We start from the raw sequence: 14,860 nt of genomic DNA, 5'->3' as shown, positions 1-14,860 counted from the left end.
CTGACCTCACTCGCTCATTTGATTCATAATAATTTGTTTAATGTCACCTTCTACTTCTACGTTAAAAGGTGAACATAAAAAGACTTCTCGACTGATTGGCTTTAGTTCTGCATCAGCAACAAAAACAGCGCCACTTAAGAAATCAATAATACGTTTGCGTTGATCGTAGTCTACTAGATGTAAATTGATAACCACTGTACGATTCTCTTTAATATGCGTACCTACTACTTCCATATCTTCATAAGAGCGTGGTTCAATGACAACCATTCTCTCTTTTTTTGTCGTTTGTGAAGGCACAGATTGCAACTGTACAACATTTTTTGCAGATTGTTTCGCTATTGGTACTTGCTGCTGTGTTGGTTTTTGTGGCGGTTGTTGCACACGCTCCACCCTTTCTACTGGTTGCTCATTATCATCAAGCTCAAGCGCCTCTTGGTCTTCTAAATAAAAAAAGTTTTTTAATTTTTTTTTCATACTCATTCAAAAACCTCGCTTTCAATCGCCGACCAAGGCTGTGCCAATTCGTACAAACGTAGCTCCTTCTTCAATGGCGATTTCATAGTCATTAGACATACCCATCGATAACTCTAAACAAGGGGCATGAGCAAACTGCATAGCTGCAATCTCAACTTGTAATGTTTTCAACTCTTTAAAAACATGGCGAATAAGTGTTTCGTCTTCTGTGAATGGCGCCATTGTCATTAAGCCTACCACTTCAATATGTTCATACGTTTTAAGTGACTCAATAAATGGCTGTACTTCTTCTTTCACTAAACCATGTTTCGATTGTTCACCCGAAACATTTACTTGTACAAAGCATTTTATTTTTTTAGAAGCTCGTTTATTAATTTCTTGTGCTAGACTTAGTCGGTCTAATGAATGGATATAATCCACTTGGTCAATAATTTGTTTCACTTTTCTCGTTTGTAACGAACCAATATAATGCCAAGTTACTTCTCCAGTTATACCCTCATGTTTATTTAATAAACCTTCTGGACGATTTTCACCTAATGATGTGATATTGGCATCCACTGCTTCTTGTGTACGCTCTAATGATACGGATTTTGTAACAGCAATAAGTGTAACTTCTTGTGGACTTATACGCTGTTGTTTTGCTTTTTCAATTTTCTCAGTGATAGTAATTAAATTGTCTACTATTTTTGTCAATTTCTCCCCAACTTTTCAATAGTAATTTAACTTTATTGTAACAAGCGTTGTATCATTTAGCAATGTATTACCCCAGCAAAGCAAAAGGCCATCGCGTATTTAATATACACGACAGCCTTTTTTATCGTTTTAGAACGATATTCTCATATTAGTTTTGTCTTCTTTTACGTAAGAATGCAGGAATATCAATATCATTATCTGCATGATTTTGTGTAGGAGTTGTAGGTTGCTCATAACTTGGTGTTTGACGAATCGGCTCTTGTCGTGTTTGTGTTTCCACTTGCTCACGATGCAATGGCTTTCGTTGTGATGGAGATGTATTTTGATTATCTTCACTAAAACCCGTAGCAATTACAGTAACAATGATTTCCTCTTTTAAGTTATCATTAATAACCGAACCAAAAATCATATTTACTTCTTCATCTGAAGCAGAAGCCACAATTTGAGCTGCTTCTTGTACTTCATATAAGCTTAAGTTTGAACCACCTGTAATATTCATTAACACGCCTTTTGCACCTGCAATAGAAGACTCTAGCAATGGGCTAGAAATCGCCTTTTTGGCTGCTTCCGCTGCGCGATTCTCACCAGTAGCAATACCAATACCCATTAATGCTGATCCTTTATTTGACATGATTGTTTTAACATCTGCAAAGTCTAAGTTAATAAGTCCTGGTGTTGCAATTAAATCTGAAATACCTTGTACACCTTGACGTAATACATTATCTGCTGCGCTAAATGCTTCAAGCATTGGTGTGTTTTTGTCTACAATCTCAAGCAATTTATCATTTGGAATAACAATTAACGTATCGACAGCTTCTTTTAATGCTGCAATACCTCCCATAGCTTGCTTTTGTCTTTTTGCTCCTTCAAAAATGAATGGCTTTGTGACAACACCTACCGTCAATGCACCAATTTCATGTGCAATTTGTGCAATCACAGGTGCTGCTCCTGTTCCTGTGCCGCCCCCCATGCCAGCTGTAACGAATACCATATCTGCTCCTGCTAGCATTTCTTCTAGTTGCTCACGACTCTCTTCAGCAGCTTTTTTGCCTACCTCAGGATTAGCACCTGCACCTAACCCACGTGTTAATTTTGTACCAATTTGTAAACGTGCATTGGCTTTAGACATTTCTAAAGCTTGTGCATCTGTGTTTACAGCGATAAAATCAACGCCTTGTACACCATGTTCAATCATGCGATTTACAGCGTTGTTACCACCGCCACCAACACCAATTACTTTTATTACTGCCATTTGATCGATGTTCGTATCAAAATCCAAAGTACCCATGTTTATTCCTCCTACCGTGAAATCAGCCTTTTCCGTTTACTCGAAAATACCGTCATAGAATTTTTTTATCATCTTTTTAAATTTGCCATCTTGTTTTTCCTCGGGTTCCTCTGATACTTGTTCTTGATACATTGGTGTAGTATCTGGTTCTACCTGCGTCGAGGATGTCACACTGCTCTCAAAAGTACGTCGGAAAAATGTATCTTGTTTATGTGCATAATCAATTAATCCAACTGCTGTAGCGTACCCAGGCTCTCGTACTGAGATAAACTGTGGTGAATAAATTCTAACACGTGTTTGCATAACTTGGCGAGCTAAAGGAGCAATTCCTTCCATTGCTGCTACACCACCTGTTAAAACAATACCACCTGGCACATCTTGTATATTCATTCTCGCAAGCTCATCAATAACAAAATCAAAAATCTCTGCTAAACGCGCCCCAATAATCTCAGATAAATATCTTTCACTGTACTCTGCTATAGTATCTGTACCCTCAATTGCTACCTCGAAAAACTCATTTTCTGCTGCATCTTCATAAAAAGCGTGCCCATAACGCTGTTTAATCTGTTCTGCTTGTGCAGTGGTTGTTTTTAAAACAATAGCAATATCTTGTGTGATGGTATCACCACCAAGTGGAATAACAGCGGTCTTTTGTAAGATGCCATCTTGATATAAAGTTAATGTAGTTGAGCCACCACCAATATCAATACAAGCGGTGCCCTGTTGTTTTTCGTCTTTTGTTAATGCCGTGTATCCTACTACTAAAGGTTGGAAATAAATATCACGCACTTCCACACCTGCACGCTCTACACATGTTAAAACGTTATGTAATAACGTGGTTGACGTTGTAATCATTGTAGCATCAACTTCTAATCTTACACCTAACATCCCTCTAGGGTCTGTAATGCCTTTACTAGTATCCACAGTAAAATACATTGGCACAACATTTACGAGTTCTCTGCCTTCTGCTAACTTATACTCTTTAGCCGATTGCATAACACGTTGTAAATCTTCATCTGTAATCTCTTGATTACTTACGGTAACAACACCTCTAACATGCTGTAGGTCTGCTTGTTGCGCTGAGATACCGACAACAGCATTTGTCACTTGTAATCCTGTCATTCGTTCTGCTTGTGCAACCGCTTCTTTAACAGAACGAACTGCCTCTTCAATATCTACGACAATGCCTTTACGTAGACCTTCAGAACGTACACTGCTTTCTCCTATCACGTGGAGTTGGCTATTTCTCATCTCACCAATTACAACTTTTATGCTAGAAGAACCAACATCTATCGCTGTATAAAATTCCTGTGAACTCATCTCGTTGCACCTCCTCTTGTAATTCCTTCCTGTTTTCATTTTATTGTAACTTCATAACTTTGTCTAAGTAAATTCTTATATTTCTACTATTTTTATTTGTTTTTTGCTGTATTTTTGTGTGCATCCCATTTAGCAAGTAAAATTCGTCTTATAACGGCGATATTTTGGAATAAACGCACACCGAACGCAAAGATGGCTGCTAAATATAAATCAACACCTAAATGAACTCCTAGGAAGGCTAACCCTGCTGCTAATAAGACGTTAAAGAAAAAACCTGTAACAAATACTTTATCGTCATAAACGCCTTGTAATTGAGCTCTAATCCCTCCCAAAAGTGTGTCCAATGCTGCTAATACCGCAATGGATAAATAATTTTGATAAACTACTGGGATTTGCATGTCTGTTAAAAGTCCCAGTGCTAATCCTAGTAACAGTCCTAGCAACGGTAGCCACATTAAATCAATCCCTTTCGTTTACTTCTTGTAAATATTTTATTTGGAATGGCTGTTCTGAGGGAGATAATTGTATATTGGCTTGTACTTCCTCTACTTTTAATAATAAATCATCCAAATAAAAGTAATCCACAATAGATGAACCTAGCAATTGGCTTTGCAGTTTGCTAGCATCTTCTATTGTAGTAGTTGCCACCTTAATGTCAAAAGGTGGCATGGTTATGGCTTCGCTATTAATGCTTGTTTTACCATTCACATCTCGAATAGCCGAGTTTTGTGTTAGCCTTTTATTGTCAATTTCAATAGCTATAGCTTTATACTCGTACAGCTGATTAGTTAATTGTATGAGTAAACCGGGTGGTATTGGTTTCAATGGTTTACCCGTTGCCTTTGCTTCATTTGATGGCATAATCGTTAAGGTTAAACCTGGACCTTCGTAACGGCGTAAACCTACCTTTGTTTCTAATTCCTCTATTGTTTGTTTTAAAACCACCTCAGGTGTACTTTGTGTGATTTCTTCATAGCGCTTCATTACTTCGTTCAATGTGCGAATCTCTTCCAATAAATCCGAGTGGCGTTTTTTCTCTTCTGCCAACTCTTCTCGAATTGCCCACACATCACGCGTATCTCGCTCTTTAGGGTCAGAGACAGTATTATAGAGCACAGTCATCATTAAACCAATAATAAACAAAATAATTGTAATGCGGGTATAATAATTCTTTTTCATTCTCGTTCCTCCTAGCTAGCGTCAATTCTCGGCATTTGTAGAAGGCATTGCGATATTATCATTCTCTTCAATTGTGACCACAATATTATCATGTAACAATTGGTCAATAATACCACCTCGCAAATTTAACGAAGCACTGAGTGTTTTCTGTTCACCAACGGCCTCTACTATAAAAGGTGCTGGAAACTGTTGGCCATCCACTACGATAACAGGCCCTGTACAACGGATATAAGAATTAGCATTCAGCCGCTTGCCATTTACTGCAATTGCTTCTGCTCCTGCTATTTTCAATTCATTAATTACACTAAAAACATGGCTTTCATGCACAATGTAGTCATTAGGATTGGCATGCTTAGGATCATAGGCTGCATCCTCTAATAATACGCGTACACCTTTTCCTTTAGATGGAATATCGCCTAAATATAAACGTAAATCCTCAGCTCGTTTTACATATTGTTCAGCATGCTCTTGACCTTCAATCAACAACTTTTCATTAGCACGTATGGATTGTTGTAGTTGATCTACTTCTTCACTTAATTCTTTATTTCTTTCTTGTTGATTAATTAATTCTTCTCGATATACATCTTCCCGAACTAATTGTTGTGAATCCACTTTGCCAGCAATTCTTTTCTCTTTCGTTAAATCATAGGAATAGCCGATAATAAAACCCACACTAATAAAAACAATAAGAATAACAAACTGTTTACGTGAAAATATCTTTTTATTCGGTCGTTTCATCTGCCTCCACTTCCTCTTCAGTACCTTGTGTTTCAGGCGCATCCCCTTGATTTTCCTGAGATATTTCTTCTCCATCCATCAACTGTTGCTCTTCGCTTGGTTTTTCGGCATCATACTGCTCTTTAAAAGGGCGATAATAACTGCCTACCTCTAAATCAATAGTACCTTTTTCTCCAACAGGGATTTGCGATACAAACTCTGGATAGTACTTCATTTTCTTTGCGAATGTATCCATAGATGCATAGACTTCAAAGCCATCATTCATATATAAATGCACACGGTTAGGTGATTTTTTAGTACTACTATTCTCAATTTGAGAAATTAATAAAGTGACTTCACTAGGTAATTTCACTAGCTGTTGTGCCACCGCTTCCCTTTCTGCACGTTTAGTAAAACCACTAATAATAGGTGCGTCAATTGGTAAATCATATTTTGATTGATAAATGCGACCACTCTCTAATACACCTTTATATATGGTATCCTGCCTTACATAAGCTACATGCTTCCATTCTTTTACGGTAACATTTACTTGTTGCGGCCATTTTCTTTTAATCGTTACTTTTTTAACCATATTTGATTTTTCAATATTTTGGATTGCACGATCTACTGGCAAACGCCACATACTATCTCCTTCTTGAAAGGTTAATAGGTCTAGGTAAGCTTCTTTACTGAGTAACTCTGCACCATTTATCGTAATACGCTTAATTTTACTAAATGATGATTGAAAATAAAGGAATGCGGATAATAAGAGTAAGAGTATAAGTAATAACACAATAAACTTTGTATTCTTTTTACGTTTTCGCTTTTGCTTTAGTTGTGGAATGCGTTCTTCAATATCAATTACTTTCTTATCCATCCGCATACACCCCCTACAGTTCGTTAATTGCGTTTATGAAAGCATCGCCTCGTATTTCAAAGCTTTCGTATTGGTCCCAACTTGCACACGCTGGAGATAATAAGACAACATCACCTGCTGTTGCTTGTTTTATAGCGAGTGGTACGGCTTGTTCTACATTCTCAACTAATTGAGTTGGGATATGGTGTGCTTCAAAAAATTCAGCAAACCTGCGTTTTGTTTCACCAAATAAAATAGCCATACGAACATTCGTCAGTGAAGATGTTAACTCTTCTAAACTATGGTTACGTTCTAAACCACCTGCTAATAAAATAGTCGGTGCAGCAAAAGCTTCTAATGCACTTTTTGTCGCTAAACTATTCGTTGCTTTTGAGTCATTGTAAAAACGAATACCTTGCCATTCTTTAACAAATTGTGTACGGTGTTTCACACCACCAAAGTGATGCAACACTTCATTTAATGGTTCAACTTCACTACCTAGCAGTAGACAAGTAGCTACAGCTGCTAAAATATTTTCCAAATTATGTTGACCAGGTAATTTAATAGCTGCTCTTTCTAAAATGGCTTGCCCATGCCAATAAATATACTGTTGGTCTGCACTAATCCCTTCATCCGTTCTTCCATTTACAGTGAAAGGAACTGTTTGCGCTTTCGTTTTCTCCGCATAAGCTGCCACAGTCGGTTGATCAGCGTTATAAATAAAATAATCACTGCTATCTTGTTGAGCAGTAACGGCAAATTTAGCATCTGCATATGCCTCAAAAGAGCCATGGTAATCTAAATGTGCCTCATATAAATTGGTTAAAACAGCAATTTTCGGCTTAAACGTTTCAACCCCCATTAATTGAAACGACGATAGCTCTGTTACAATAAAATGATCAGATGTAGCCTCTCTCGCTACACCACAAGCAACTGTCCCAATATTACCTGCTACTAGTGGTTTTTCGCCTGCTTTTTGTAGCATTTCATAAATGAGCGTTGTTGTTGTTGTTTTTCCGTTTGAGCCTGTAATCCCAATCATAGGTGCTTCACTTACTAAATAGGCTAATTCAATCTCTGTCCAAACAGGAATATTACGATTAATGGCATCTTGAATAATAAAATTATGGTAAGGTATTCCAGGGTTTTTCACAATCAGTTCAAAACCTTCGTCTAATAAATCTTCTGGATGTCGACCACAAATGACTGTAATACCTTTTTGTAATAAGGACTGTGCTTCACTATTCTCATCAAATGGCTTGGCATCATTCACGGTAACAAAAGCCCCTAAATCATGTAATAATTCTGCGGCTGCTACACCACTTTTAGCTAATCCTAACACTAATACTTTTTTATGTTGTAATCCTGTATAATTTTTCATCACATAACCTCCATCAATACGCCAATTACACTTACAAGTAATCCAACTGTCCAAAAGACAATAACAACCTTCCACTCAGACCATCCTGAAAGTTCATAGTGATGGTGTAAAGGACTCATTTTAAAAATACGTTTACCTCGTAATTTAAAGCTACCTACTTGTAAAATGACGGATAGCGTCTCTATTACAAATACTAGACCAATGATGAGAAGGAGAAGTTCCGTCTTTGTAACAACAGATAACATTGCAATGGCACCGCCAAGAGCTAATGACCCTGTATCTCCCATAAACACTTTAGCTGGATTTTTATTAAATAATAAAAAGGCAAACATAGCACCTGCTACCGTGAAGGCAAATAAAGCGACATCAGCTTGTTGCTGATAAAGCGCGATGACACCATATGCGGCAAATGCAATCGTAGAGAGACCAGATACAAGACCATCAAGACCATCAGTTAAATTCACAGCATTTGAAAAACCTACTAACCAGAAGATTAAAAAGGCTACATACAGCATACCTAAATCTACATCAAAATTGGTTAACGGTATCGTTACAGTTGTATCAAAATCATTACCACGCAGTAACAAATATGCAATAATAGCAATAATAATTTGACCAATTAGCTTTTGTAATGACGTCAATCCTAAATTTCTTTTAAAAATAACTTTTAAACCATCATCTAAAAATCCAATCACGCCAAATCCTGCAAACACTAACAACAAAATCGTAGTTTGTGTTGTGAAGTGATTCATCATAAGCCCTAAGACAATTGTGACAACCACGATTGAAATAAGGAAAATTAAGCCACCCATCGTTGGCGTACCTGCTTTTTTCATATGTGATTGTGGGCCTTCTTCTCGGATGCTCTGTCCGAACTTTAAGCGGCGTAAAATAGGGATTCCTATCGGTGCCAATATGGCTGTTATTACAATAGCCACTAAAATAGTTATTACAATTTCTCCTACTGTCATCATCATAAATCTCCTTTATTTCTCCTCAGTATGTACATGCTAAAAGGGTGTCTGTACACAGACACCCTTCCGTCACTTACGACATGTGATTATCCAACGCCATCAGGATGAATTTCTTGACGGTCTGGCTGCTCTTGGGGTGTTTCCTCTTCTTCAACATAACCGTCTGGTTGTTTAGGAGTGAGAGGTTGTTCCTCAATTTGTGGTTTCGGTTCATACATTTCTGTTGGTGTCTCTAATTTTAATACGATAGGCATCTCGGCTTGAACATCCGTACCTGCCGATATACTTTGTGTTACCACAAAGCCTTCACCACTTACTTCTAATGTTAAACCTGACAATGCTTGATAAGCTAACACATTTTGTAAAGACCATCCTTCAAAAGAAGGCAAGGTGATTGTACCACTCGTTTTTAAATATACTTTTGTACCTTCTACAACAGCTGTACCCGCTTGTGGAAACTGCTCTGTAATTTTGCCACTTTGTCCAATAACAATAGGCTGTAAACCTTCACTTTCCAATTTCAACTGTACTTCAGCTAAAGAACGACCTGTATAATCTTCCATTTCATAAGTCTTTGTTGGTTTAACTTCATTAGGATTTACATTTAAATATTTCAAACTGCTTAACATAACAGAATTGAACACTTTTGAGACTGGCTTAGAACCATACTCTCCTTCTGCTAATTGTGGCATAGTAATGTCCACATATATGAGTAGTTTAGGGTCATCTTTTGGAGCCATCCCTAAAAAACCATATAAGAAATTGTTATTGTCAAAAGCATAATACCCTTGTCCATCTTCTCTAGGTACTTGCGCTGTAGCTGTTTTACCTGCTACCTCATATTCTTCTAATTTAAAATTTTGCGCTGAACCTACTTTAGAAGTGACTGTAGAAGCTAAGACATCTCGTACTGTCTTTGCCGTTTCTGCACTGACGGGTTTACCATTTTCTTCTGGCTTATGTTGTGTTACCACTTCACCAGTATCTCGGTCTACTACTTTATCAATAACATATGGTTTCATCATTGTACCGTCATTAGCAATAGCTGTTGCAGCTTGTACCATCTGAATGGGTGTTGTAGTACTCCCTTGCCCAAATGTTGTTGTATATTGCTCAATCGGTGTGCCATCCAATAATACACCATTCGCTTCTCTTGGTAAGTCAATGCCCGTTTTTTTACCAAAGCCAAAGCGATCCAAGTAGTCATAAAATATTTTTGGCCCCATGCTATCTAACAAATTGGTCATCGCTGTATTAGAAGAACGTTGAAAACCTTCTAAATATGAAATAGTGCCCCACCCTTGAAAGTTATGGTCATTAATTGTGTTATTTCCTACTTTATATCGGCCAGATTGGTAGTAATTATTAGGCGCCCAGTTGCCAGAATCAACTGCGGCTGCTAATGTAAACATCTTCATTGTAGAACCTGGCTCGATCGTTTGCTCAACAGGCGCATTTAACCAACTCATCCCTTCACCTTGTAAAGTATCAGGATTAAACGTAGGACGCTGTGACATTGCTAAAATTCTACCTGTTTTAGGGTCTACTACGATCGCATTCATTGCTTTAGGCTGATAGTCTTTAAACACTTGATCCATTTCCTCTTCAAGTTGGTTTTGAATATTTTTAATTAATGTTAAATAAATATCATTACCATTTTGAGGTTCTTGAATATTTTTCTTACTATTAGGTAAAAGATAAGAATAAATATCCCCCTCATACTGCACCTTACCATCTTTACCTGTTAATTGCTTATCGTAAGTAGCTTCTAATCCCATTTCACCTTTCAAAACATTATTGCCATTATCTTGTTGTGTTGGCTTTGCATAACCGATTAAATGTGAGGCAAAAACGCCATTGGGATGATTTCTTTTAATTTCTCGTTCAAAAATAATACCAGGTAATTTTTCTTTTTCAATGGCTTTTTTTACTTGCGATGTCAAGCCCTTACCTGCTGAACCGAACTCTACTTGAAAAGCTTTATCATTTTGTAAAATAGCATAAACCTCATCTTCTGTTGCATCAATATGTTTTGCCAATACTTTGGCTGTATTTTTTTTATCTTTTACGTAGTGCGGACGCTCATCTTTTGGCGTAGTCGTTTGAATAACCGCTTGTAAACGATACGTCATAGTGTCTTCTGCAATCACTTTACCGTCTGCATCTAAAATACGACCACGTTCGGCATAGAGAGGATATGAGCGCGCTCGAGCTTTTTCAGCCCACTCTTTTAAATCTTGCCCCTTTACTTCTCCTGTCGCTTGAATAGATACAATCCTTACATATAAAACGAAAAAGAGCACACTAAAGATTGCAAACAATAGTAGAGCTCCCCACTGGAATCGAAGTTTCCTTTTTTTCATTTCACAGGCACTACCTTTACGTTATGCTCATTTTGTGTTAAGCCTAAACTTTTCGCTATTTCCCAAATACGTTCGGGTTGGGATAATTCGTTCACCTGCATTTTCAATTCGCTATTTTGTTCTTGTACTTTTCCAATCGAAATCTCTTTCGCTTGGATATCACGTGAGATTGCATGAATTTGTGTTTGACGGCTAACGACTAATGTTGCTAAGCCTAATAGAAGTACTAATGTAAAAACAAAAAGAAACTTTTCCAGTTTCGTATGTTTTTTAGGCTTATGAGATGGCTGTTGCTTCGGTGTTTGTCGTGGCTGTTGCTCAGGTTGCCTCTGTGGTTGATTTTGTGGAATCGCACTATAATATGCACGTTCTGCCATAAGTCATCACATCCCTTTGTCCGTTAATTTCTCTGCAATACGCAACTTAGCTGATCGAGCGCGGTTGTTTACTGCTAATTCCTCCTCACTCGGTAATATCGGCTTGCGATTTACTAAACGTAATATAGGTTTTAAATGTTCCGGTACAATAGGTAAGTTAGGGGGTAATTCGGGAAGTGAAGATGCTTCTTTAAAAATGGTTTTACATAAACGATCTTCTAATGAGTGGAATGTGATTACACTTATTCTTCCGCCAACTTTAATTGTCTCAATCGCTTCTGTTAATGATTGTTCAGCTGCGCCTAATTCATCATTTACAGCTATACGAATGGCTTGGAACACTCTTTTAGCAGGATGACCACCTTTACGTCTTGCAGCTGCTGGTATACCTTCTTTTATTAATTCAACAAGTTCTGCGGTCGTTTCAATTGGCTTTTGCTCACGAGCTGCTTCAATTTTACGCGCAATTTGTTTCGAGAATTTCTCCTCACCATAGCGGAAGAAAATGCGTACTAAGTCTTCATACGCCCAGTCATTAACAACCTCGTATGCTGAAAGTTGTGAACGCTGGTCCATACGCATGTCGAGCTTGGCGTCATTATGATAACTAAATCCTCGCTCAGGTGTATCTAACTGTGGTGAAGAAACGCCTAAATCATATAAAATACCATCAACTTGTTCAACGCCAATTGCTGCTAATTCGTCTTTTAAATTGCGAAAGTTTGCATGTATGAATGTTACCCTTTCAATATAGGGAGCTAAACGTTTTTTTGCATTATTTATCGCAATAATATCCTGATCAAAGCAAATCAAGCGACCTTCTGCGCCTAATTGACTTGCTAAGTATTCACTATGACCTGCACCACCTAGTGTACAGTCCACATAAATACCATTCGGTTGAATGTTTAATCCATCAACCGTTTCACGTAATAATACAGTTGTATGATCAAACATAAAACAAATTCCTCCAATTATTATCCATCAAAATCTACTATGTCTTCTGTAATATCATTAAACACTTGAGTCGATGCTTCAAGGTATGTCTGCCATGTTTCCTGTGCCCAGATCTCCACTCTCGTTGCCACACCAATCAACATACAATGTTTCATAATCTGTGCATATTGCAATAAGTGCTGAGGTATGTTTACTCTACCTTGACGATCTAGCTTTACTTCTATAGCACCAGAAAAAAACAGTCGGGCAAAGATTCTTGCCTCTTTTTTAGTCATCGGTAATTTTTTCACTTTATCTTCGATGGTGTGCCATTCATGGCGTGGATAAACAAATAAGCAACCATCAAACCCTCGTGTAATAATAAACGTTTCACCTAATTGTCCTCGCATTTTTGCAGGAACGGTTAAACGCCCTTTATCATCTAGTGTGTGCTCAAATTCACCCATGAACATAGTTCTCACCACCATATAAAATAATGTACCACATTCCCCCACTTTCCTCCACAAATATTAGCAATAATCTAGCATCTCATCGCATTTAAGAATATTCTCTCAATTATGATTAACATCTTTTTGCCTACAAAAATAACATCTAGTTCACACTAGATGTTAAGTATTAGGTCTTTACTCTTCATTTATAATAAAACAACATAATGATTACTATCTATTTCACAATTTATTGCGCACATATTTTTTACCCATCCTGTACCATTAAATGCTATAAACTGATAAGGATTGTAAACACGTTCTTGTAAACCACCATTCGGTAGCAATTCATTTCTCACTAATTCATACTGACGTAATTTCGCTTGATGTTTCTCCATTGTTTCTTGCTGAATTTTTTTCATTAAATAAGCAATCTGTTGTTGGTGATATGCAGTATTTTTCTTTGCAATGCGTTGTAAGGCAGGTGAAAGCTGTGTTTGTAAACTTGCATATTGCTCTTGCAACATAGCCGTGATCTCATCTAATTGTTGCAACGCCTCTTGATTAGTTTGTTTCGTAATAAATTGTTCACGCTCTGTTTCATCTTTACCTTGAAAAACATCTTCTACTGTTAAATCTAATTGTTGCAGTGCAAATTGTGTGCGTCTCGTTACAAGTGTGATATGTAGACGCGGCGCAAAGATAGGCATCGTCAAACCTAATATTTGAAAAGCTGGCTTTAAAGTTGCCCAATAAGCCATTTCACCTGGCCCACCTACAAAGGCCAACACAGGTAGCACCATTTCTTGCATTAATGGTCTAGTTACTACATTATTACTTAATTTCTCTGGTGTATCTTGTGCAATAGCCATTAATTCATCATAAGTAAAACGGATATCTTTACTTTCGCAAATATAAGATGAGCCCTCACGTTTCAGTAAATAACGCGCACCTTTATCTACGTAAAATAAATTTGCTGCATCTGCTTGTGCCATAATGGGCGTGCCATAACCTGCTTGTTGTAATGCTTGTTCTTGCTCTACTACAACATGTGCAATTTCTTCAGCATGTGTAATTAAACGTGTAAAGTAATCTGCCTCTAATTGACGTAGTTGTGGATTAGCTGCATCGATAAATAATAAACCTTCATCCGCAAATAACGCTGTCATCAACATCATGAAAAAGTCCGTAAATGTTTTCGCTTTCGTTACTTGATCTAATTGCGCTTTTACTGCTTTTGTAAAAGTCTGTTCGCCATAATCAGCAACAACAATATCTACTAGCTCTTGTAGCTTTTGCTCTGTCACTTTTGTTGTTGAAGCCATTGTTTTCTCAATAAAACGATCTTTATATGTGCGTTTTTCTATCGTAGTATCTTGTAAAGTATACGTATGATTGATTTCATCAATATCATGATCCTCACCAGCAATCCAAAATACGGGAACAACAGGTACTTGTAATGCCTCACTCTGTTGACGCGCTAATTGAATCACTGTGATTGCTTTATGCACGGCATAAAGTGGCCCTGTAAAAACACCTGCCTGTTGTCCACCTACAACTGCATAACCCCCATCTGCCAATGCCTTAATATGCTGTTTTGCCTTAGGCGAAACCCCATAACTTGCCATTTCTTGTTCAATACATTGCGCCAATGCTTGTCGCTGATATTGATTCTTTGATATTTCTTGTAAACGTTTTTGAAACGCATCTTGATGAAAAGGATACTCAAAAAACGTTTGCAATGTTGCATCTCCTTTAAAATAATCTGCCACAAGTGCATTATGAACAGGTGGACGCACTGTTGAAATTTGCATACCTATAACTCCTAACTTCTTTTTGCTTTTTCATTTATTCTAACG

The 14,860-nt window shown here is 37.4% G+C and carries 15 protein-coding genes; all 15 read right to left on the bottom strand.

Features of this window, described 5'->3' with window-relative positions; all coding sequences use genetic code 11:
- Nucleotides 1–6 precede the first annotated feature (6 nt).
- Nucleotides 7–480, bottom strand: coding sequence for a cell division protein SepF (locus IEW44_RS07135; RefSeq protein ID WP_188614358.1), 474 nt, complete (start codon nucleotides 478–480; stop codon nucleotides 7–9).
- A 15-nt stretch (nucleotides 481–495) separates the two neighbouring features.
- Entirely contained in the window at nucleotides 496–1,167 is a 672-nt protein-coding gene (locus tag IEW44_RS07130; RefSeq protein ID WP_188614357.1) for a YggS family pyridoxal phosphate-dependent enzyme, read from the bottom strand.
- 148 nt (nucleotides 1,168–1,315) lie between these two features.
- Nucleotides 1,316–2,455, bottom strand: coding sequence for a cell division protein FtsZ (gene ftsZ / locus IEW44_RS07125; protein ID WP_188614356.1), 1,140 nt, complete (start codon nucleotides 2,453–2,455; stop codon nucleotides 1,316–1,318).
- Between the two features lie 36 nt (nucleotides 2,456–2,491).
- Entirely contained in the window at nucleotides 2,492–3,775 is a 1,284-nt protein-coding gene (gene ftsA, locus IEW44_RS07120; RefSeq protein ID WP_188614355.1) for a cell division protein FtsA, read from the bottom strand.
- A 92-nt stretch (nucleotides 3,776–3,867) separates the two neighbouring features.
- Nucleotides 3,868–4,230, bottom strand: coding sequence for a small basic family protein (locus IEW44_RS07115; protein WP_188614354.1), 363 nt, complete (start codon nucleotides 4,228–4,230; stop codon nucleotides 3,868–3,870).
- 4 nt (nucleotides 4,231–4,234) lie between these two features.
- Nucleotides 4,235–4,954: a DUF881 domain-containing protein gene (locus tag IEW44_RS07110; protein ID WP_188614353.1), complete on the bottom strand. Its 720-nt coding sequence runs from the start codon at nucleotides 4,952–4,954 to the stop codon at nucleotides 4,235–4,237.
- Nucleotides 4,955–4,975: 21 nt separating this feature from the next.
- On the bottom strand, nucleotides 4,976–5,692 hold the full coding sequence (locus IEW44_RS07105) for a DUF881 domain-containing protein (protein ID WP_188614352.1): 717 nt from the start codon (nucleotides 5,690–5,692) through the stop codon (nucleotides 4,976–4,978).
- Complete coding sequence (locus tag IEW44_RS07100; RefSeq protein WP_188614351.1) at nucleotides 5,676–6,548, bottom strand: cell division protein FtsQ/DivIB; 873 nt, start codon at nucleotides 6,546–6,548, stop codon at nucleotides 5,676–5,678. The genes IEW44_RS07105 and IEW44_RS07100 overlap by 17 nt, the downstream gene beginning before the upstream one ends.
- A gap of 13 nt (nucleotides 6,549–6,561) precedes the next feature.
- Nucleotides 6,562–7,908, bottom strand: a complete 1,347-nt coding sequence (gene murD / locus IEW44_RS07095) for a UDP-N-acetylmuramoyl-L-alanine--D-glutamate ligase (RefSeq protein ID WP_188614350.1) — start codon at nucleotides 7,906–7,908, stop codon at nucleotides 6,562–6,564.
- Nucleotides 7,908–8,879 carry a phospho-N-acetylmuramoyl-pentapeptide-transferase gene (mraY, locus tag IEW44_RS07090; RefSeq protein ID WP_229704191.1) on the bottom strand — a complete coding sequence of 324 codons (972 nt, stop codon included), beginning with the start codon at nucleotides 8,877–8,879 and terminating at the stop codon, nucleotides 7,908–7,910. The genes murD and mraY overlap by 1 nt, the downstream gene beginning before the upstream one ends.
- A gap of 89 nt (nucleotides 8,880–8,968) precedes the next feature.
- Entirely contained in the window at nucleotides 8,969–11,203 is a 2,235-nt protein-coding gene (locus tag IEW44_RS07085) for a peptidoglycan D,D-transpeptidase FtsI family protein (protein ID WP_308421629.1), read from the bottom strand.
- 38 nt (nucleotides 11,204–11,241) lie between these two features.
- Nucleotides 11,242–11,622 (bottom strand): cell division protein FtsL, encoded by a 381-nt coding sequence (gene ftsL, locus IEW44_RS07080; RefSeq protein ID WP_188614347.1) that lies wholly within the window; start codon nucleotides 11,620–11,622, stop codon nucleotides 11,242–11,244.
- Between the two features lie 6 nt (nucleotides 11,623–11,628).
- Nucleotides 11,629–12,576 (bottom strand): 16S rRNA (cytosine(1402)-N(4))-methyltransferase RsmH, encoded by a 948-nt coding sequence (gene rsmH / locus IEW44_RS07075; protein ID WP_188614346.1) that lies wholly within the window; start codon nucleotides 12,574–12,576, stop codon nucleotides 11,629–11,631.
- Between the two features lie 20 nt (nucleotides 12,577–12,596).
- A complete protein-coding gene (gene mraZ / locus IEW44_RS07070; RefSeq protein ID WP_188614345.1) occupies nucleotides 12,597–13,028 on the bottom strand; it encodes a division/cell wall cluster transcriptional repressor MraZ in 432 nt (143 codons plus the stop codon).
- Between the two features lie 182 nt (nucleotides 13,029–13,210).
- Entirely contained in the window at nucleotides 13,211–14,815 is a 1,605-nt protein-coding gene (gene bshC / locus IEW44_RS07065; protein WP_188614344.1) for a bacillithiol biosynthesis cysteine-adding enzyme BshC, read from the bottom strand.
- Nucleotides 14,816–14,860 lie beyond the last annotated feature (45 nt).

Origin of the sequence: Lysinibacillus alkalisoli (assembly GCF_014643595.1) — a bacterium.
Taxonomy (GTDB): Bacteria; Bacillota; Bacilli; order Bacillales_A; family Planococcaceae; genus Metalysinibacillus; species Metalysinibacillus alkalisoli.
The sequence above is the reverse complement of the archived record's forward strand: the minus strand, read 5'-3'. Positions and strand labels throughout refer to the sequence as shown.